The organism is Imperialibacter sp., assembly GCF_040222385.1.
Classification (GTDB): domain Bacteria; phylum Bacteroidota; class Bacteroidia; order Cytophagales; family Cyclobacteriaceae; genus Imperialibacter.
In genome coordinates this window covers 106,205-127,174 of the sequence record NZ_JAVKDF010000040.1, presented here as the reverse complement: position 1 = coordinate 127,174, position 20,970 = coordinate 106,205, and the positions used below count along the sequence as shown (strand labels likewise).

Sequence of the window (20,970 nt, the reverse complement as noted above, 5' to 3'; positions counted from 1 at the left end):
GATTCAATAAGGTTTAGGATTAGGGATAAATTATTCTCGAATGACTCGTACCTCAACACGGCGATTCCTTCGTTTATCTTCATCAGTTCTTTCAAGCGTAAGTGGTTGAGTGCCCCCAAAAGCTTTTGTTTGCACTCTGTTCTTTTTTATGTTTTTAGAAATTAGATAATCTTTTACGGCATTTACCCTTTCTAACGACAACTCCATATTAGCGGCATCGCTGCCCTCAAAGTCGGTGTGGCCTTCAAGCTGAATAACCATGTTGGGCCTCTCGTTAAGCCAGTCCACTAAACGATCCAGCTCTTCAAAGGAGCTTGAGCTTATCTTTGACCTACCTCTTTCGAAAATAAGATTTTCGAGAGTGATCATTTGATTAGCCCTGTCAGGGGTAAGGCGGAACTCCAAATTAAAGGCAGAATCGCCTGCCTGTAGCCCAACCTTAAATTCTCTGTCAACAGCATCATACCCATTTGCCTTAATTTTCATGGTGTAGGAAGTGTTGTTGAATAGGAATAGCTCAAAAGAGCCATCTTGCTGCTTGCTCTTATTCGATCCCATATCATCATAATAGGGAAGCTTTTCATAGAAAACAGAGGCGACAATAGGTTCTCCGGTTTTATCATCCACAACTTTTCCAGACACTTTAACTAAGGAATCCTTCTGCTGATAAAACCCTGCTGTTGATAAAAAACTAGCATTAGCTTTAAGCTGCCACGCACTTGCTATAAAAAACAGGGCAAGATATGCTGCCGGTGTTATTTTCATGGTAAGGTCGATAGTAATTTTTCCAATAAAAGTAAGCTTTTTCGAAGCTAATAAAAAAAATTATTGAATTAATCAAAGGCTCGTTCATTGAACAGCAAGTAGCCCAAATGAAACAGTGCTCCCCATTTTTGCTCTTCATCATCATAGTAGTTAGCAGCAAAGGCAATGGGGCCTATTGGGCTTTGAAAGACTACACCTGCTGATGCAGCGAAAAATATCTTCCTGGTGTTTTGTCTATATACAGGCATTTCATTTGGCAACTTCTCAAGCAACTGGAGTGGCGCAAAAAAATGTCCCTCCATCCTGAAATGAAGGTTGTCACGAACAAAAAACATCTGCTTCAGACCGCCAGCAGCAAACTTATTGGATCTGAAGTTTTCCAGAATGAGAGTACGGCTGTCTTGAAATGGGTAGTAGCCGCCACCGGCAACTTGAGTTCCCCGGTAGCTGCTTAGGGTAGGGAATGTTGAAAAATGGCCGACCACCTGATAGCCGATTCCATACCAGCTAAGCAACCTGTTGTATTTTTCGTAGGAGATTTTCGCCGTTAGCCAGGAGTGGCTGGCCTCTCTGTAAGCAAGCCCGGAGGTGCTTCCCGGAAAGTATTTTTCTGAAGCGTGGTATCCGCCAACAGAACCTTCAAAGGCCTCTCCCTTTGTCGGGTATTGATAGAAGTTGAGGTTACTCTGCCTCACTTTTATTTTGCCCATAAAACCCTTGAGTCGCAGTTCGTCAAGTACATCGCTGGTATTAACTTCCGGGATAGCGGCGAAATTATCTCGGGTGTAAAAAAGGCCCGGGCTGAACGTCAGTTTGTGGTGAGTGCCCAGGGGAGTACTGATGTTGAAGGTGAAATTTCTGTCCACCTGATTGACAATTGTGGGAGCCTTGTCCTTCAAAAGTATTTCAGTAGAATTAATAAAATCCCACTTGTTGTAAACGTATTTTGGCTCCAGATAGAAGGGGATATATGTTGGAAAGTAAAGCCTGGCGCTGGCTTTGGCAGATTGGTAAAACCTGCCGGCATTGATGGCACCGTCGAAGTGGGTGAATACCTGGCCAAGCCGCTTGTATTGTGCGCCAACCAACAGGTTAGAGGTGCTTCGGCTGGTCATTGTTCCTCCCAAAATCATTTTTACCTTCCTGTGAGGTGAGCCAGTCAGCTTTAACTTGTAGTTGTCGCTAGTTTCGCTCTTTGTGATTTGAGGATACATACTTCTGAAGTAGTCTTCAGAAACGATTTTGTAGTAGCCTGACTTTATCTTTTCCAGCTCAACAATTTTGTTCTTTTTCTCCAGAAGATTGTCGAGGTATTTTGTTTGTCTGGAATTAAACCCCTCGACCTCCACTTCACTGAAGTCGAGCGGTACAAAATCTGATTTAAATGAGTTTCTGCTAGAGGCGATTTCCTCCTTCTCAACACGACGACTTATTTTCGACTTGATGAACTCCATTTGCCTCATAGTTTCCACATAGCCACTGTCGGTTATACTTTTGACTCTTGCAAAATCAGTTGAACTGAGCCCTTCCAGGTTGGGCTCGATGTAGATGTTACCCTCCAGTCTGGTTGGGTCAGACTTATCAAGCATAAGAAAGAGCAATTGCTCGTTTACAAGGTGGTCGGCTTCTTTGGAGGGGTATTCCTTGTAAACCTTTGAGGCTACATTAACACCAATGATGATGTCGGGCTTAAATTCCTCGATGGCAATGTCCACGGGAAAGTTGTTGTAAATGCCACCATCGAAAAGATACTTTCCATCAAACTTTATAGGGCGGAAGAAGAAGGGAACCGTCATTGAAGCCCTGAGTGCATCCGACAAGTTTCCATCACTCAGCAGCACTGCCTGCTGAGTGAAAACTTCTGCGGCCATTGCCCTGAAGGGCACAAAAAGGCTGTCGAAATTGTAGCCAGCCCTTCGGGATGCCTGTGCCAGGTGTTCGGCCAGGGCGAAGTTCAGCGCATGATCCTCAGCTATATTGGCACTGAAAGAGGCCGTAAAGGCAGAGTCAAGTGACAATTCAACCGACATCCATCGGGCGTCAGGATCCTTCTGGGTATAGTAGTAGTTATAGTCATCTCTGATCACTCCCTTGACCCAGTTTTGGATGTCTTGTGATAGAGCTATTTCCATGATTTGGTCTGCACTGTATCCGGCGGCATAGAACCCACCTACGATGCTGCCCATTGAAGTGCCCACTATGTAGTCGATAGGGATGTTGTTTTCCTCGAGGGCTTTGATTACCCCAGCATGTGCCAGCCCCTTGGCACCACCGCCGCTAAATACAAGCGCCACTTTTTGGGAAAAGCTGCAACAGTAAATGAGTGACATTGAAAGGAGTAAAGCCAGCCTTTTTCCCATAGATGTCTGTTTTGGAGAATTTCGTGAGAATATACTGTCTAAACTACTGTCAACAAATTAAAGTGTGCAGGAAGAAAAAGTTAATCTACAGAAGCGTTGAGAACGGGCTTTTCTGATATAAATGAGATTGTATCAATAGCTGAAAGAATCTTGTCCCTTTCTTTGAAATAGGCTTCTTTGTATGCTTCCGCAATAGGCTGCGAAGGGGGAATTTCGACAGAGAAAGGATCGACCTGAACGCCATTGCGCCAAAACCGGAAGCAAACATGCGGCCCCGTAGCCAACCCTGTGCTTCCCACGTAGCCAATGACCTCACCTTGCTTCACCGCTTTGCCGGGCCGCATGCCGCTGGCTATTTTACTCATGTGCAGGTATTGGGTAGTGTAGGTGGCGTTGTGTCGTATTTTCACATAATTCCCGTTTCCTGAATGGTAGGTGGCCTCAGTAACGACACCGTCTCCAACGGTATAAATCGGTGTGCCCTTTTGTGCTACATAGTCTGTTCCCAGGTGAGACCGGTATCTTTTCAGCACAGGATGAAATCGTCTACCAGAATACCTTGAGCTTATCCGACTGAAATTTACCGGGGCTTTAAGAAAAGCTTTTCGGAGGCTATTTCCCTCCTCATCGAAGTAATCCAGCCCGTCTCCCTGGTTGTAGTACACTGAATAAAAATCACGGCCAGCATGATAAAAATAGGCCCCCACCACCCTTGGGATGTTTACTACCTCTCCGTCGATTAATTCTTCTTCAAATATGACTTTGAAGTAATCGTTGGCATCAATATGAAAAAAGTCGATTTGCCAGGCGTACATATCTACCAGTTTCGAAACAAGCATAGGTGAAACATTGGCGTTGATGAGCGTTTCATAGAGCGAAGACTCAATTTTGGCAGCAATAGCCCGAACTTGAAGCGCTTTTTCCTTTTGTACTCGCTCTGTATAAACAGAGTCGGACATGTGGAAGACCACATATTCGGTTTTGTCCGGTTCGTAAGCCATGGCTACGACCTTCGCCGCAGAGTCTTTTGTGGTGAAAACGGTGTAGCTTTTTCTGTAGCCAATTTTCCTTACATCGAAGACTTTTCTTGAGCTAGTGGCCACCTCATAAATTTTGGTGGGGTCAATATTGTAGGTCTTCAGAATATCAGACAGTGTCTGATTTCTTTTAACGATGTCTTCGTAAACGTTAAAAGAATCCAAATTAAAACCGTAGAGTCTTTCGGGTTCGTAGACCGTTGTGACTGTGTCTACCGTAACCAATTCCGTTTCGCCGGTGTATTCAGGTTGGTAGGTAGCTTGCTGGTGTTTATATGCGAGGAAAAATAAACAAGAGATTATTACTAAGATGGTTCCTGCCAGAACGTATTTCTTCATCAGGTCGAATCAGGGGTTTATGGTCGAAAAAACGGGTTTGTTCTTCGTCATAGAAGAACTCGCCTCATCCAGAAACGTTACAAAGTTAGCAATATTGAGGTCATAGGCCTTAGGAGCGGCCAAAAGGTTCTCGTTTGGATCCAAAATCACGTAAAAAGGCTGGGCATTGTTGTTAAACCTAGTGATCTGCAAGTCTGCATTTTGTTTCCCAATGGATTTTTTGATTTTACCATCATATTCCGACTCATACCACTGTGATTCGGGGAGCTCGGTCTTTTCGTCCACGTAAAGCGCCACTAGTACAAAGTCATTTTTTAGTCTTTCGAGCACCTGAGGGTCAGACCATACCCTTGCCTCCATTTCCCTGCAGTTGACGCAGCCATGTCCGGTAAAATCGATAAAAAGCGGTTTCTGTTGTTCCCGTGCGCAGGCAATGGCCTGGTCGTAGTCGAAATAGCCAGTGAGACCATGAGGGAAGTGGAGCATGTCGGCGTATTTTGGCGGTTCGCAGATGCTGTTGGATGCAGTGCCTGAATTGGAAGAAGCTCCCTGCTGACGAACAATGCCAGGTAAGTCAAAATCCATCGTGGACTGTGGAGGTAAATATCCGGCCAGGGCTTTCAAGGGGGCACCGAACATCCCTGGGATCATATAAACCACGAATGTGAATGTGATTACTGCGAGAATTAGTCTTGGCACTGGAAGCTTCTCCATTTTGCTGTCGCCGGGGAGCTGTATTTTGCCTAGCAGATAAAAACCCAATAAGGTAAACACCACAATCCAGATAGCCAGGTAGATTTCTCTGTCGAGGATATTCCAGTGATAAGCCTGGTCGGCAATGCTCAAAAATTTGAACGCCAAAGCGAGCTCCAGAAAACCCAGCACCACTTTAACGGAATTGAGCCACCCGCCGGACTTTGGCAATGTGCTCAGCCAGTTCGGGAAAAAGGCAAACAATGTAAATGGCACTGCAAAAGCCATCGAGAATGCCGCCATACCCAAAATTGGTTTCAGGATCATGCCGCCCGCAGACTCTACAAGGATGCTACCAACGATTGGGCCGGTGCAGGAGAAAGAAACCAACACCAGCGTAAAGGCCATAAAGAAAACGCCGATCATACCACCCTTGTCGGCATTGCGATCCATGGCGTTGACCCATTTGTGGGGCAACGTGATTTCGAAAAGCCCCAAGAAGGACAGGGCGAAAACAATGAAGACCAAAAAGAAAATGACATTAGGCACCCAGCCAGTGGCCAGGTCATTGGCGATTTCAGGCCCCATAAACGGCGCAACCAGCGATCCAATAAGGGTATAAATAAGCACGATGCTGAAGCCATAAAACAAGGCCATGCCCTTACCACTTTTCTTGTCTCCCTTTCCGGTAAAAAAAGTAACCGTCATGGGAATCATAGGAAACACACAGGGTGTGAGCAGCGCCGCAAGTCCGGCTAAAAAGGCAACGACCATAAAGCCCCAGAGTGAATAGGCATCCGTGGAGTCTCTTTTGTTCAGGACTGCCGTTTCGGTGTCATTAGAACCTTTTTTTACTTCTACGGAGCTTTTTCTGGAATCTCCGGAGAAGGTGGCGTAGGTAAAATCTTCGTCTAAGTTGATGCACTTGCCATCTACATCGGTGCAAACCTGATAGAAAAAACTGCCCGAAAGATTAATTGGCAGGCTATTGACGAGAATGGTTTGACGAAATTCAGCATGCTCTCTAAAATACGTGTACTCCCCTTCCCATAGGTCGTCGTACTTTCTTTTGGCGCCGATAGGTCTGATGCTGTCAACTGCCTCGTATGACGGGTCGTCGATGAAATCAAACTCTGCTACAATTGGACCGAGATCAGGGTCGAAGTCTGAAGAATATAAATACCAGGTATTATCTATTTTAGCTTTGAAAACGAGGCTAAGCGTATCGCCTACCTTGGGGTCTTTATTGCTCAACTCATAACTCCACGATATAGGCTTTTGTACCTGCCCAAAGGAGGCAAAAATGGTAAAAACTCCAAACAGACCTAGTAGTATTCTTTTCATCAGTTTCTTCTTTTTCCAGAAAGAGAAAGGGCCAAATTTCACTCCTTAACGTATTCCCTTCGCAGAGAGTTTGTTTGCTTGTTTTTATTTCGCTTTGCTCAAAGTAGCAAAGTGTTTATAAAACAGCGTGATGGTTTCAATTCCTTTAATGTAGTTGAAGATACCATAGCTCTCATTAGGCGAATGGATGGCGTCTTCATCCAATCCAAAGCCCATCAGCAAAGAGTCGAGGCCCAATACCTTCTGAAACAGTGCTACTATGGGTATGCTCCCCCCTTCCCTGGTGGGGATCGGGGCTTTTCCCCAGGCTTCTTCCACCGCCAATGCCGCTGCCTGGTAGGCTGTGGACTTGGTGGACACCATAGCGGGTTCGCCTCCGTGATGGGGTGTTACTTTTACCTTTACTGTTTTAGGGGCTACGCTCAGAAAATAGTCCGTAAACAACTTTGTGATTTCGTCAGAGTTCTGATTTGGCACTAGTCTCATGCTGATTTTGGCGTAGGCTTTGGAGGGAAGCACCGTTTTGGCACCCTCGCCAATATAACCTCCCCAAATGCCGTTGACGTCGAAGGTCGGCCGAATCCCTGTCCTTTCTATTGTGGAAAAGCCTTTTTCTCCAAATACGTCGGCTATGTCGAGGTCTTTCTTATATTTTTCGAGCGAAAAGGGCTGCTTCGCCATAGCTTCCCTATCTGCTTTTGACAACTCCACGACTTTATCGTAGAACCCGGGAATTGTGATGTGACCATTTTCGTCCTTCATTTTGTGGATCATTTCACAAAGAACATTGATGGGGTTTTCTACAGCGCCACCGTACATACCCGAATGAAGATCTCTGTTTGGCCCTGTTACTTCCACTTCCACATAAGTGAGACCACGAAGCCCAACTGTGATAGAAGGATGTTCATTGCTGATGATGCCCGTGTCAGAAATCATAATCATGTCAGCCTTCAGCTTCTGTTTGTTGGCTTCAGTGAAAATGCCCAGATTGTTGGAGCCCACTTCTTCCTCACCTTCGATCATGAACTTTACATTGCAGGTGAGCGAATTAGTGCGCATCATCGTTTCAAATGCCTTGATATGCATGTACATCTGGCCTTTGTCGTCGGCAGAACCCCGGGCATAGATTTTCTCGTTTCTAATGGTGGGTTCAAACGGAGGGGTTTCCCAAAGTTCATAAGGATCGGCAGGTTGCACGTCGTAGTGCCCGTATACGAGAACAGTTGGAAGTGCGGGGTCAATTATTTTTTCTCCATAAACAATGGGATGACCAGCGGTAGGGCAAATTTCAGCCTTATCGACGCCAGCTTCGACTAGCTTCTTCTTTATAAACTCCGCTGCTCTTTTTACATCGTCCTTGAACTTTTTGTCGGCACTCACCGATGGAATTCTCAACAACTCAAAAAGCTCATCTAAAAACCTTTGCTGGTTTTCCTCGATGTAGGGAATCTTGGTTTTAACACTCATGAAATTTTAATTTATCGGGCTAATGTTTTAAAGGTTGCTGTGCTGCATTTCTTCGGAATGAAACATCAGTGTGTTCATCAGGTAAAAGTAAGGAATATTACTAAGACGCTGCAAAGGCAAATCTGCTATGTATCAATGGTATTTATAAGTGGAGGGGCGGAAAGCGGATTAGGGCCAGGCCTATCATAGCGTCAAACTTTTCTACGTTGACAGTAACTGGATTAGAAACCGTCTTTGTCTTTTTCAATCGTATCGAAGCTGTCCTTTCCAAAGGCAGGGTCGGTAGTGAATTGTAGTTTGAAAGGTTTGTCGATATTATAGTAGTTTTTGCGGAAATTATTGATAAAAGTCATCGTTTCGGACTCCTCGCCAAGTCCAAGAGCAAAAGCACCTAGTGCGGCTTTTTCAAGTGTAGAGGAGTTTCTTATCTCCTCGTTAAATTTCTGGTTGGAAGAGAGAATAAGGAGCCTGTTCTGGTCGAACCTGAAGTGGTACCAGGTGGCTTCTGAAAACATGATGAAAATATTTACGATGTCTCCAAGGGGGTCTCTTTTAATTTCAACAAAGCCGTCAGCTTCTGCATTTATGTCGTTTCTGAAAATGTTTGAAATGCCAATCTTGCCATCGTTGTACCAGGCCTTGTGAGTAGCATTCCATTGCAGGTTGACCTCCGAGAGAGACAGTGCTTTTTGAAGCTCTGGTGACACAGATACCAACGGCACGTAATTTTTCAAAGTGTTGTTTTCATAGCTTTTGGCTATCTGATCGCTGGTAAGGTTGGCGAGGAGATAAACCAAGTCACCCTGTATGTTATTTGCCTGTGGAGCCCCCAGGCGCTCAATAATGTCAACGAGGTCTTTCGTCATAACCTCGGTTGCGGCTGGGCTAATTTTGAAGTCGGCCGTTAAAAAAGCTGTCATTTTGAAGTAGGAGGAGTCGAGTCGGCCAATCCCTTTTGCAGATGCCTTCAAAGTGAAATCGGGGCTGTTTTTTATAAAGGTTACCGGGCCTTCAAAGATCACACTATTGGTGTTTTCGGAGTAAATGAACGTGCTACCAGCATAGGAATTCCCGTCTGACTTGGCTTGGTCTTCTATTTTGTAGAAATCCCCCTCAAGATTATAAGAAAGGGTGCCATGAGGTGTAAAAAGATCAAAGTCAATCGGGTCGTTTTTGTCGTTAATGTAGGTCAGGTATATAATGTCGTCAAATGAGTCATAGTGTAGGCCTGCGACTAGTTTCTGACCTGTTTCCGCTGTTGAGGCATCAAAGTTGACAAGCACTTCAGGGTTTTCGGTTTTGTTGGTGTAGCTGATCCACTGAGAGTCCCTTTCTTTCTTCCAGTCGAGCTTCACTCCGCCAATCAGCTCAAGCGCCCTCCGGTCTGCATACATTTTCGCCCGACCTTTGTACAGAAATCCCGGCGACATCACAAAATCCTGATCTTCCAGCACATCGCCTTCGGACACCGTCATTGTCTTGAACCTGTTCTTAGCGATAGGCACATTCTGAAGCTCAAATTGATTGAACTTGATCGTAAAAGTGTCCTGCGCCGCATTGACGAGCTGATAAAAGGCACTACCGGTGAACTTGTTTCTGTCCACAATGGTAATGAGCCCGTTGGTCAGGGTATGGTAACGATTGGCAGTATCGATCCTGACAATGGCATTTTTAAGCTCCTGTAGTGTTGAATTCTCAAGGATTGTAATCTCCTCGTTTTCCGGCGTTATTTCCGCATCCGCCACCGTGATGTACGGAATGCCCTGCAGGTTCAACTCGTAGCGGTTGATATCGTAAATACCCGCTGTTGCGTTAAACGCCAGCGAATCGAGGTCGGGCCGGGTTGAGTAGAAGTAGGAGTCTTCAATAGCAACGTTGGCCGGCTTGCTCATCGTAATCTTTTGGTCGTTTAGGTTCCAGATGGCGTTGGTGATTGACGTCTTCATTTGCGCATAAGGGAAGCCTATGGCCGCTACACCGGCCTTTTCAGGGTGCACGTCTGCAATGTTGCTGGCGAGGTCAAAGTTCAGCGCAATATCCTCTCCAGCCATGGCTGGCTTCTGTGGGTTGTCAGTCAAAATTTCAAACGCTCCATGCCTGGCGCTGAATTTTGTTTCTGAAAAACTGAACTGCTTCGATTTCACCCTCGACCCACGTGTCTCCAGCGTGCCAAGCCCAAAGGCCCCTTTGGCAGTAATGTTTGCAGCCCCCTGAAGCTTGGCTGTGCCATTGTACAACTCAATGGGGTCACCGATATTTTTGAGAAACATACTGTCTTTTTTGGGCAGCCATTTCATTCTCAGGGCTCCCATTATTCCTTGTGGGAAGGACGCCGACCCTAAGTTGCCCGGCCTGATTTCGCCACTTTGAGCAATGGCTGAAGTAGAATCCAAATAGAAAATAAAGTCGTTAGAGTATACGGTAGTCGTTAAATAGTCAATCTTTCCATTTGACCTCAAGCCCTGGTAACTCAGGCTTAGGTTGTTGTAAAGTGTTCCAGTGCCCCCATACAGCTTGTAACCGCTTTCAGGTATTTTATGCTCAAAGCCCAGTGACTTATCAGGTTGAATAACAAGCTTCTCCTCAAATGGCTCCAGTATGTCTCCAGCATGGAATGTGCCCTCAAAGCTTATACTTGCCCCATCGCTCCTATTGGAACTGTCGATTTCGAAAGGAGGTATCACAAACCTCACTGTTTTGTTATAGGCTCCTTTAAGAATCTCTTTAGAGTCGAAGAAAACAACAGCCTCGGAATCGGAAGTAAAGTAAGGGTACTGGAGGTTTTGCTTTTTACCTGACTTGTTGTCGGGGCTTTCTACAAATAGGGTTCCGGAGGTAAGCTCAAGGTGGTTATGCAAGGCCGTCTTTTCTTCACCGCCTTCAACTTTAAGCGAGTCTGGCACCGGAATCTGAATCCTGATGGAGTCAATTGTCGGCATGGCAAAAAGATTGTCCGCATATTGAAACTGAAAATCCTTTCCTTTGTATACGAAATCTCCGGCATTCACCATTCCATTAAACAGCAAGTCCCTACCCTCCAGAATTTTGACTACACCGCTGTCTGGTTCCATGTAAACCTTCAGGTCGGTAGTAATGTATACCCTGTCAACGCCCCTGAGAGTGAGTTCTTTGGTGCCAAAATTAAGCGTGCCGTTAGGATACCGCTCGGTAAGAGAAGGTACGATAAGGTTATCGTAGTCTTTCTTGTTCTGATTGGATAGAATGTAGTGAAAAGATTTGTCCTTCACCTTTATGAACCCCGTTTCAGCCAGGAAATTGATGAAGCCATTTTGGTAAAGGAAATTCATTGCCGCAAGCGCCTGATTGTAGTCAAGCTTATAGGCCGTTGTCATGTCGCGAAGGTAAAATTCACTTGCTCCTGAATTCCTGGCATACCGAACCACGGCCATGATAGGATGATATCCGAACAAGCCCGGGTACATTGAAAACCTCTTTTCGCTAAAGTAGTCTTGAGACTCGAAAACCGCTGGGACACGATTTCGAGCATTCATAATAGAGATATCGAGGCTGTCGGTCTTCAAATCCCAGCTAATTTTGTCGGCGCTAAAGTCCATCACGAAAAACGACGAAGAGTAAGGCGTGCCTTTGAATTTATTCTGGTCTCTGTATAGAGTGAGTAGGTTTTTGCCCTCATCAAAAACCAGTTTATTCTGCGGATGGAAGATCGAATCGCCATTGTGGTAAATAGCGACCATTGCCTTGTCCGACGTTATCAAGGAGTCCTCGAAGGCGTACTTGACGCCCCTTGCTGTAAAAGAACGACCGAAGTCATCTCTAATATTTAGTACAGATGGTCGCTTAAGGGCGGACGTGCCGTAAAATTTGTTTCCTATAATAGAAAAGCCCCCCGTATACGTAGCATTTGGCGCTTTAAGTTTTAAAGTGATGTCGGCATAGTAGGAAGTAAACTGGGGAAAATACAGCTCCTCTTTGTCTGTTCTCTGATAGCTCTTGAAGTCGAAAATTCCCTCTGCTTCTCCGTCAAACCAGGCAGGGAAGCTGAGACTGACCTTCTCCGCACTTATTCTTGGTTTAGTGATTTCAAAGCTGTAATCAGTAAAGGTAACTGAGGCCGCTTCGGCACCATTTGCTTCGCCAGGCCAGTTAAATTTACCCCCGCTGCCCACGAATACTTTGTCGTGGATGACAACCGAGCCTGACGTGTTTTGGATGCCGACGGAGTCATAGGGTGTTACTAACCTGAAATTCACATTGTTGAGCTTTATTACAGGGCCGCTCACAGGGGGGAGCATTGCCTGGTTAACCACCTCTGCCACAAAAGCGTCAGTAGCGGGCTCGGGCTCGGCTACCGGGTCGTTGCCCCATCCTGAGTCATTGCCCCACCCACTATTGGAGGGCGTGCTCCAACCATCGTTGCTGGTGTCGGCAGTTCCCCAGCCACTATCGGCCGGAATTTCTTCAACAATTTCATCTTCAATGGGAGGCTCTTCAGCTGGCAACACATAGGCTGGCTCCGCCTCGTCCAATTCAAAACCATAAGTGCCTCCCTCGGCATATAGTTTGAAGTATTTGGTGTAGTACAAAGCCCTTCGGGCAAAAAATTGATTGAGCATGAGCAAAAACTCGCTGTACTCCTTGTTGCGATAGCTATCGACTACCTGATTGTTGATCTTGAGAAGATTTGTGAGCTCGATGGAGCTAATATTTTCCTTTTGAATGGCGTAGGCAATGTAGGCACCGAAGAATTCGAAGTATGGATAGGTTCGCATTCTCCGATCCCGCATTTTGACGGCAATGTCAATAATGATTTTCTTCTGGTCGGCGTTGATCTGACCTGAATTCCACACGGTGACAAAGTCTGCGGCGATCTTGGCCGCACCTTCATTGTCAATTTGCCTGATGCCGTTTGATAAATCTTGCCCGAATGTATTTGGGTCAGTTGAAAAGGTAAACTGTTGAGCCCATAGGTGTGACGACAGCAATAGGAATATTGCTAAGAATCTCATTTTGAGAGATAACCGTTCCCTTAAAAACACCTGCATAACTTCAAAGGTAACGAAAAATGGGGGCCTGTTACTATCTATTCAACCGCCTTTTTTTCGAAAGCAGCTGCCACCCACGCCTCTCGTACCTTATGGGTGGTCTTGCGAAAGCCAAGCGACGAGGCTTTTTCCTCAATTACTGGTAGGTCAGCTTCGTAGAAGCCGCTGAGATACAGCTTGCTTCCTTCGGGAAGAACAGCGGCATAGTCTGGCATTTCTTCCAGCAACACATTTCGATTGATATTGGCGATGACCAGGTCGTAGGAGGGGTTCTTTTTAACCTCTTTCACTGCGCCTAGCTGGATTTTAATATTACTGCAATCATTAATGGCAATGTTTTCCATGCCGTTTTCAATGCACCACTCATCGATGTCGCTGGCGTCGACGTGCGCTGCGCCAAGTTTAGCGGCCAAAATGGCCAATATGCCAGTGCCAGTGCCAAAATCAAACACCGACTTTTCCTTGAGGTCGCTATCAAGCAGTAGTTCCATCATGAGATAGGTGGTGGAATGATGCCCTGTGCCGAACGACATTTTTGGGTTAATAACGATTTCCAACGGAAAAGATGGGTCGGGTTTATGAAAAGAAGCCCTGACCCTGCAGCGACTTGGGATTTCGATGGGGTGGTAGTTTGTTTCCCAGCTTTGGTTCCAATTCTCCTTTGGAATCTTTACAGTTTCGTAGCTGGCGATGCCAAGGAAAGAATACTTCTGAATAATTTCTTTGACATCAGCCTCTTTGAAGCTCCCTTCCAAAATATAAGCATTAAACCCCTCGTCAGTTTCCTCAAAGGTGTCAAAGCCAATTTCTCCCAGCTCGGCTATGAGGATATCTGCAAGATCCCTGGAGGTCTTAATTTGCAATTCGATAAAGTCCATAGTTGACCTGGATTAGGGTGGTTAACTGCCTATCTGCAGCCGGCAAATGACTCGGTATCAGTGAAATTGACAGAAAAGTGTTGCTGGCCTTTTTCTTTGACATAATATATCGTGAAGTCGGCCAGGCCCCGGTTTTTGGTGAAGTACCAAATCCCCTGCCTGTCAGCAAAAACCCTGCTGCTTTCTTTGAAGATCAGCATGTCGGCAAAAGCTTCGTTCTCCTCTTCAAAAACGATGTAGTCAGCTCTTCTTCTATCGGTTTCCACGAAAATGGCTCCATAAACGCCACAGAAATCCTGATCTACAGCAACTACGGGCTTTTCGACAGAAGAAAGGCTTAAACTACTTAAAGCGAGGAAAACGCAAATGTTCATTTACTTCATTGCTTTTACAATGTCGACAAAGTCACGGGACTTCAATGAAGCGCCGCCGATCAGTCCGCCATCCACGTCAGGCTGAGCAAATATTTCAACTGCATTGTCCGGCTTCACACTGCCGCCATATTGTATGGTAATCTCTTCGGCAACATTCTTGCCATATTTTCCAGCCAGGTGAGCTCTGATTTCAGCATGCATTTCCTGGGCTTGTGCGGAGGAGGCTGTTTTACCGGTTCCGATGGCCCAAACAGGCTCATAGGCGACCACTACTTTTTGAAGGGCGTCTGCTGAAAGGTGAAAGAGGGCTTCAGATACCTGCGCAGTTACCAGCTTTATATGATTGTTGGCTTCACGCACTTCCAGTTTTTCGCCGCAGCAATAAATAGGCGTCATGCCAGCTGCCAACACCGCATCAACCTTTTTTGCAAAAAGAGCATCGGTTTCTCCAAAGTATTCTCTTCGCTCGCTGTGGCCAATGATGACAAACTGAGTGCCGACAGACTTGAGCATCGAAACTGACGTTTCGCCCGTGTAAGCACCTGATGCATGTTCACTACAGTTTTGCGCACCAAGCATAACGTTTTTACTTCCTGCCAAAAGTTTGCTGATAGAGTTTAAATGAATAAAAGGGGTACATAAAACCACCTGCACGGCGCTGGTCACTTCGTCCTTCACCATGTTAACTACCTCGGAAGTCAGCTGATGTCCTTCTTCAAGGTTCTTATTCATTTTCCAGTTTCCTGCTACAATCTTCTTTCTCATGATTTTCATTTTAATCGGGCCCAAATATAGCTGAATATGAATATTTAGAAGACCGCATTTGAGTTAATTGTCGGAGGAACACAAAATAAAATGCGTCATTTTCGAGGCAATACCTTCAAAATCAGCACTCAGGAAATTTTTTGCAAAATGTTTGGAAACATAATTCGGCATATCTACGTTTGTGCCTTCAAGTCAATTCTTAGCAATTGATTTATAAAGAAGCGTGGAGAGACAGGCTCTATGAAGCGCTAGCAACCGGCCACTCAAGGTGGTAAGGTGCTAAATCCTGATCTCGGCAAGTGTCGGGAGAATATAAATTGAGAGCAAAATGAAAAATCAGGAATCTCTTCTAGCGACAAGCGCTATCTCATCGTACGGCCGTTCATCGGATCACGCATTTCATGTATTAAATTTTTCTATCGGGGCGGCTTTTGCCGGCTGTTGTTGCTGTATGTGCTGCTAGGCGCTCTTGCCTTTGTCGCTTAGCAGCAAACGACGGACTATTGGCCAGGTTGCCAACCCGTTACAGGCAATTTTTATTTCAACTTCAATTTAAAAACACCTTATAATATGTCACAATTAAGATTTGAAACACTGCAATTACACGCAGGTCAGGAAGTAGATTCAGCCACACAGTCGAGGGCGGTGCCTATTTATCAAACCACCTCCTATACGTTCAAGAACTCAGAGCATGGTGCCAACCTGTTTGCCCTGAAAGAATTTGGGAACATCTACACGAGGATAATGAATCCGACGACGGATGTTTTTGAGAAGAGAATTGCTGCTCTGGAAGGAGGGGTTGCTGCAGTGGCAACAGCGTCGGGCCAGGCCGCACAGCTTTTGGCCTTGCACAACATTTTGGAAGCAGGCCAAAACCTGGTATCTACCAACCACTTGTATGGAGGCACTTATAACCAGTTCAAAGTTGCCTTCAAGAGGTTGGGTATTGACGTGAGGTTTGTAGAAAATGACTCACCGGCCGAGTTTGAAAAGCTGATCGACAAAAATACCAGAGCACTCTACCTTGAAACGATAGGCAATCCGGAATTCAACATTCCCGATTTTGAAGAGATAGCAGCAGTAGCGAAGAAGCACAATATTCCTTTGGTGGTTGACAATACCTTTGGTGCCGGTGGCTACCTTTTTCGTCCGCTGGAGCATGGAGCCAACGTGGTGGTTGAATCTGCCACCAAGTGGATTGGTGGTCATGGCACAAGTATTGGAGGGATTATTGTTGACGGTGGAAACTTCAACTGGGGCAATGGAAAGTTCAAGCAGTTTTCGGAGCCATCTGAAGGCTACCATGGACTGAACTTCTGGGAAGTTTTTGGTGAAGGAAACCCACTTGGACTGCCTAATATAGCTTTTGCTATCAGAACAAGGGTGGAGGGCTTGCGTGACCTTGGCCCAGCGATAAGCCCTTTCAATTCTTTCCTTTTGCTCCAGGGCATTGAGACACTTTCTCTCAGACTGGACAGAACAGTGCAGAACGCCCTTGAGTTGGCGCAATGGTTGGAAAAACACCCTTTGGTTGAAAGTGTAAACTACCCAGGTTTGGCCAGCAGCAAATACCACGCATTGGCCAAGAAATACCTGAAAAGGGGCTTTGGTGGTGTGCTGTCATTCAAAGTCAAAGGCGGTAAGGCCAACGCAGAGAAGTTTGTTGATTCGCTGAAACTTGTAAGCCACCTGGCCAACGTGGGAGATTCGAAAACGCTGATTATTCACCCAGCGTCGACAACTCACCAACAGTTAAGCGAACAGGAACAACTAAAAGCTGGGGTTGACCCTAATCTATTGCGACTGTCGGCTGGTACCGAACATGTGGACGACATTAAAGCAGACCTGACACAGGCTTTTGACCAGCTAAAAAAGTAAATTTTAGTTAATTATATATACAGGTTAATTGATGACTTACCTCCCGGTGGTGACAGATGCTCCCGGGAGGAATTTTAACCCAAGAAAATTGAAGAAGGAGTGAAAATAGCTGAGGATATATACAAATCAACCGAACCACTAAAGCTTGAATCTGGTAAGCAATTGTCCGAATACCACTTGCTTTATACGACGTTTGGTAAGCTAAGCCCAGAAAAAAATAATGTGGTTTGGGTTTGTCATGCGCTGACTGGCAACTCCAACCCTTCAGAGTGGTGGCCAGGGTTGTTTGGGCCCGGAAAAGTGTATGATCCCGAGAAGTTCTTTGTGATTTGTGCTAACATGCTGGGGAGCTGTTATGGCTCCACTAACGCACTCGACAAAAATCCCTCCACAGCCAAACCCTACTTTCACGATTTTCCCACGCCCACCAACCGGGACATAGTTGGCGCTTTTATTCAATTGAGAAAATCCCTTGGCTTTGAGAAAGTCCACACCCTGATTGGGGGCTCTATGGGAGGGCAGCAAGCACTGGAGTGGGCCATTATTGAGCCTGAAGTTTTTGAGAACCTCATTGGAGTTTCCACCAACGCCCATCATTCACCCTGGGGTATTGCTTTCAACGAGTCACAAAGGATGGCGATTGTGAACGACGCTACATTTAAGGAAAGCAAACCAGATGCTGGGCTTGAGGGAATGAAGACTGCCAGAACAATTGCCCTGCTTTCCTACAGGCACTACCTTACTTACCAGAGAACGCAAGAGGAGGACACGACTGAAAAAACAGATGACTATTTGGCGTCGAGTTATCAGCAGTATCAGGGAGAAAAGCTGAAGAAGCGATTCAATGCTTATAGCTACTGGAGGCTGTCAAAAGCAATGGATTCGCACAATGTGGGCAGAGGAAGAGGCAGCATAGAGAAAGCACTTTCGCAGATAAAAGCCAACTCTCACTTTGTTGGTATCAGATCCGATATTTTGTTTCCTATTGATGAACAGGTGTTTTTGGCCTCCCACGTCGATGATGCCTCACTGGACATTATCGATTCGCTTTACGGACACGACGGGTTTCTGATAGAATGGGAGGCCATTGGCGCTTCCATAGAGAAGTTTTACAGGAGGGTGATGGTAGAGGTGTAACTATTCTTCGCCTGCTTCTATTAAAAGCTGTCGGACTATGTGTGTGGAAAATCGAAATTTTTGTTCAGAAAGCTGACCCACTACCTCACGCACACTGGGAATGATCTTTTTATCTTTTGCTAGGACGAGGATTCTTAGTGAGCCTATAATTTCCAGGCCCAGGTCGGCGGCAACTTTCCTTCCTTTCCGCTCGTCAAGAATTAGAATTGAATCAGGCGTTTTTAGAGCGAGCGAAATTGAACTTGCTTCTCCTAAATCGAGCGTTTCAAGAATGCTATGACTAAACAGGGTCGGTGCTGACTTGACCTTTATCCATTTAGGAACAGCTTTGCCAAACTCAGAGAGAACCTGCTCAGTAATGATCAACTCATGAAATAACTTTTGAAGGATGTCGAGTCTGTCAATTCGTTGATAAGCTATTAGGCAGCTTGTGTCCGAGATAATCACCTCAGCCATGAGGAAATGGCTTCTTCAGGTCGTCTGCGGTTTCTCCGAAAATAGACACTCCATAGTTGCCGACAGTTTCAATAAACTCTCTTTTGGAGATGCCAACAAAAGTAGCAGCCTGGCCAGACGACAATATCCCTTTTTCAAAGAGTGATGATGCAACGATCATCTTGACCTCTTTCTCGTCAGTCTCTTCTGGAAGATTGAGCGTAATTGTTTTCATGTAAAACAAATATAATATAAAATCAACTAGATAAGAGTAGACAGTGCCTTCTCACCCAATTCCCTCAACACTTTCAGCAAAAAGTCGATATCAGCTTTCGTCCTGCGGTAATTGTTACAGTTGATACGCAAAGCAGGCCTGTTACTAATACGGGTGCCGGCAAAAAAGATGCGTCCGTCTTCTTCTATCAGTTCGAGTATCCGTTCGTTTACTGCGTCAATTTTTGTCTGGTTACTTTTTATTCCAATGTCATCTGAAACATATCGAAAGGTGGCGATCGACAAATTGGCTGGCCCCAACATTTCGAAGTCTCCGGAGGCATTTACCAAATCCTGGAAATACCTCACTACTGCAATGTCGTTCTCGATAGCCAGTCGTAGCTTTTTCGCTCCGTAGGCCTTGAAAGTCATCCATACTTTGAGTGCTTTAAAGTCTTTGGTGAGCTGTAACGTCAGATCCATCAGGTCTTCTCTGTCCGTCTTTTCCAAACCTCCCCGCAGGTAGTCCGGCACCAGGCTGAAAGTGTTTTTGAGGTGCTCTTTTTTTCTCACAATAACAGCAGCCACCTGAAAGGGCACGTAGAGCCATTTATGAGGGTTAACAAGAACGGCATCGGCCTCATTCATTCCCCTAAAAAGATGACCAGCCAAAGTGGTGCCTGCCGCAGGGCCACCGTAGGCGGCGTCGACCATGTACCACAACTGATATTTCTTGGAGAGGGTTGACAGTTCATCCAATTTGTCGATGGCGCCGTTGTTGGTAGAACCTGCAATACCGATAACGCCAATGGGAAGCAATCCTTCGTTCAGGTCTTTCTGAATGGCCTCTTCCATCAAATCTACCCTCACCTGAAACTGTTCATCCACGGGAATTTTCCGAAGATATTCTTTGCCCATGCCCAGCAGATCCATGGCTTTGTCGAAGCTGGAGTGACCCTGACTAGAAACATAGACCGTCATAGGTTTTTGGCCATAAAGGCCCCTCTGAGAAAGAGAGGCAGGCCCCATCACTTTTCGCATGACGGCGAGGTGCAGGAAGTTACCTTCCGAGCCACCACTCACCAGCACGCCTGAGCTATCATCAGGATAACCCATGAACTGGCAGAGCCATTTGATGACTATTTTCTCCATTTCGGAGTTGGCTGGGGCGTTGTGCCACTTCAGGTTGTTTTGGTTCAACCCAGCTTTTAGAAACTCAGCTAGCATGCCAACTTGATTGCCTCCTCCGGTGATATACCCGTAATAATTGGGGCTCGGGTTGAAGTTCGACATCTCGAAAACGTCGGAACCAACGCTTGCCAGCAGCGATTCCATAGATGTTTCGTCCTCTGGAAGAGCTTCATTAAATCGCTCCTGAATTTGAGCTGGTGTGTAGTTGCGATAGATTTTGGAGTCTCTGAGGTGCTTTAACCAGCCGAAGTAGATGGCTACTGCTTGCTCGGTGTATTGCCGGAATTCTTTTTCCTGAAAGTCTAGATTCATTTGATGTAGAGAATTTTTTACGGCTTAGTTTAAGCGGATAACGTCCTCCTCTTTGAAATAAATGATTACAGGCCGGGACGCAACTTTATTGAGAAGCGGCAAGAGAATTTTGTAAGCCATTTCCTCTGCCTCCTCAAGGATGCCACCATCGAGGGCAGATTTCATCATCTGAGCCTCGGCCTGAGCGTAGGTAGTGTCAATAAACTGGTTGAACTCTTTGTCTTCCAGGCCAATGCCCCTTTTTAAGTCGTAAAACCTGCTTTTGCTGTGGTCAATTTTGTGGTAGCAAAGCTCAGGTTTTGGTAGTTGAATTACCAGTGTGTCGCCGTCGATAATGTCAGAAGTCGTCACTTTTAAAAGATCGATGCATGCGACGGCTTCTCCTGCAGCAATCAGCACCGCTTTCGAGTCGCCACCGTCCTGAATCCTGAAAATGCCCAAATCCAGGTAGCGCTTGCTGAGTCTCTCTATTTCCACCACATCCTGAATCCGGTACTTCACCAGCTCCAGCTTGCCCAAAGCTTCGATTTCTTTCAGCAGCACCTGGTGTCGCCGGTTCACCGTGGCTGGCTCAACAAACAACCCACTGTTGAACCACAGCACTACTCCGCCGACCAGCAAGAGCGCCCATAGCAGTATTCTGAAGATTATTTTGGGTGTAAAGATCATTGTTTGTGAAAATTATAAATTCAATAGATGCTGATGCATAAACATCATAAATAAATCATGTCCTCGTTATTATCATTCAGCATTCTAAA

At 45.8% G+C, this 20,970-nt stretch carries 15 protein-coding genes and 1 riboswitch; of the genes, 2 read left to right on the top strand and 13 right to left on the bottom strand.

Translation table 11 applies throughout. The features are described 5' to 3' along the window. Positions 1 to 30 precede the first annotated feature (30 nt). The 9 genes from RIG68_RS21740 to tpiA all read right to left on the bottom strand — a co-directional run bounded on the left by RIG68_RS21740 (position 31) and on the right by tpiA (position 15,046). A complete protein-coding gene (locus RIG68_RS21740; RefSeq protein WP_152001286.1) occupies positions 31 to 765 on the bottom strand; it encodes an OmpA family protein in 735 nt (244 codons plus the stop codon). Positions 766 to 833: 68 nt separating this feature from the next. Continuing rightward, positions 834 to 3,125 (bottom strand): patatin-like phospholipase family protein, encoded by a 2,292-nt coding sequence (locus RIG68_RS21735; RefSeq protein ID WP_350127182.1) that lies wholly within the window; start codon positions 3,123 to 3,125, stop codon positions 834 to 836. Positions 3,126 to 3,205: 80 nt separating this feature from the next. Continuing rightward, positions 3,206 to 4,501 (bottom strand): peptidoglycan DD-metalloendopeptidase family protein, encoded by a 1,296-nt coding sequence (locus RIG68_RS21730; protein ID WP_350127179.1) that lies wholly within the window; start codon positions 4,499 to 4,501, stop codon positions 3,206 to 3,208. 9 nt (positions 4,502 to 4,510) lie between these two features. Next, positions 4,511 to 6,538, bottom strand: a complete 2,028-nt coding sequence (locus RIG68_RS21725; RefSeq protein WP_350127176.1) for a protein-disulfide reductase DsbD family protein — start codon at positions 6,536 to 6,538, stop codon at positions 4,511 to 4,513. A gap of 84 nt (positions 6,539 to 6,622) precedes the next feature. Then, positions 6,623 to 8,005, bottom strand: coding sequence for a dipeptidase (locus RIG68_RS21720; RefSeq protein WP_350127173.1), 1,383 nt, complete (start codon positions 8,003 to 8,005; stop codon positions 6,623 to 6,625). A 221-nt stretch (positions 8,006 to 8,226) separates the two neighbouring features. Further along, complete coding sequence (locus RIG68_RS21715) at positions 8,227 to 12,993, bottom strand: hypothetical protein (RefSeq protein ID WP_350127170.1); 4,767 nt, start codon at positions 12,991 to 12,993, stop codon at positions 8,227 to 8,229. A 74-nt stretch (positions 12,994 to 13,067) separates the two neighbouring features. Continuing rightward, positions 13,068 to 13,907: a 50S ribosomal protein L11 methyltransferase gene (prmA, locus tag RIG68_RS21710; protein WP_350127167.1), complete on the bottom strand. Its 840-nt coding sequence runs from the start codon at positions 13,905 to 13,907 to the stop codon at positions 13,068 to 13,070. Between the two features lie 29 nt (positions 13,908 to 13,936). Further along, on the bottom strand, positions 13,937 to 14,281 hold the full coding sequence (locus tag RIG68_RS21705) for a 7(1) septoil knot domain-containing protein (protein WP_350127164.1): 345 nt from the start codon (positions 14,279 to 14,281) through the stop codon (positions 13,937 to 13,939). Then, positions 14,282 to 15,046, bottom strand: coding sequence for a triose-phosphate isomerase (tpiA, locus tag RIG68_RS21700; RefSeq protein ID WP_350127161.1), 765 nt, complete (start codon positions 15,044 to 15,046; stop codon positions 14,282 to 14,284). It lies immediately after the preceding gene. 208 nt (positions 15,047 to 15,254) lie between these two features. Further along, a riboswitch (SAM riboswitch) is annotated at positions 15,255 to 15,365 on the top strand. 251 nt (positions 15,366 to 15,616) lie between these two features. On the opposite strand from tpiA, the gene RIG68_RS21695 reads away from it, so the two are divergent. Then, positions 15,617 to 16,924: an O-acetylhomoserine aminocarboxypropyltransferase/cysteine synthase family protein gene (locus tag RIG68_RS21695; RefSeq protein ID WP_350127158.1), complete on the top strand. Its 1,308-nt coding sequence runs from the start codon at positions 15,617 to 15,619 to the stop codon at positions 16,922 to 16,924. 99 nt (positions 16,925 to 17,023) lie between these two features. Beyond that, on the top strand, positions 17,024 to 18,061 hold the full coding sequence (locus tag RIG68_RS21690) for a homoserine O-acetyltransferase family protein (RefSeq protein ID WP_350122050.1): 1,038 nt from the start codon (positions 17,024 to 17,026) through the stop codon (positions 18,059 to 18,061). On the opposite strand, the gene RIG68_RS21685 is transcribed toward RIG68_RS21690, so the two are convergent. Genes RIG68_RS21685 through RIG68_RS21670 form a run of 4 tightly spaced genes read right to left on the bottom strand, consistent with a single transcriptional unit; the run spans position 18,062 to position 20,881 of the window. Further along, entirely contained in the window at positions 18,062 to 18,517 is a 456-nt protein-coding gene (locus RIG68_RS21685; protein WP_350072733.1) for a PIN domain-containing protein, read from the bottom strand. It lies immediately after the preceding gene. Then, the gene (locus RIG68_RS21680; RefSeq protein WP_350072731.1) at positions 18,510 to 18,731 is read right to left on the bottom strand and encodes a UPF0175 family protein; all 222 of its coding nucleotides are present in this window, start codon (positions 18,729 to 18,731) and stop codon (positions 18,510 to 18,512) included. Before RIG68_RS21680 ends, RIG68_RS21685 begins: the two co-directional genes overlap by 8 nt. A 26-nt stretch (positions 18,732 to 18,757) precedes the next feature. Further along, the gene (locus RIG68_RS21675) at positions 18,758 to 20,212 is read right to left on the bottom strand and encodes a pyridoxal phosphate-dependent decarboxylase family protein (protein ID WP_350127154.1); all 1,455 of its coding nucleotides are present in this window, start codon (positions 20,210 to 20,212) and stop codon (positions 18,758 to 18,760) included. Positions 20,213 to 20,236: 24 nt separating this feature from the next. Beyond that, entirely contained in the window at positions 20,237 to 20,881 is a 645-nt protein-coding gene (locus RIG68_RS21670; RefSeq protein ID WP_350127151.1) for a DUF4230 domain-containing protein, read from the bottom strand. Positions 20,882 to 20,970: the final 89 nt, after the last annotated feature.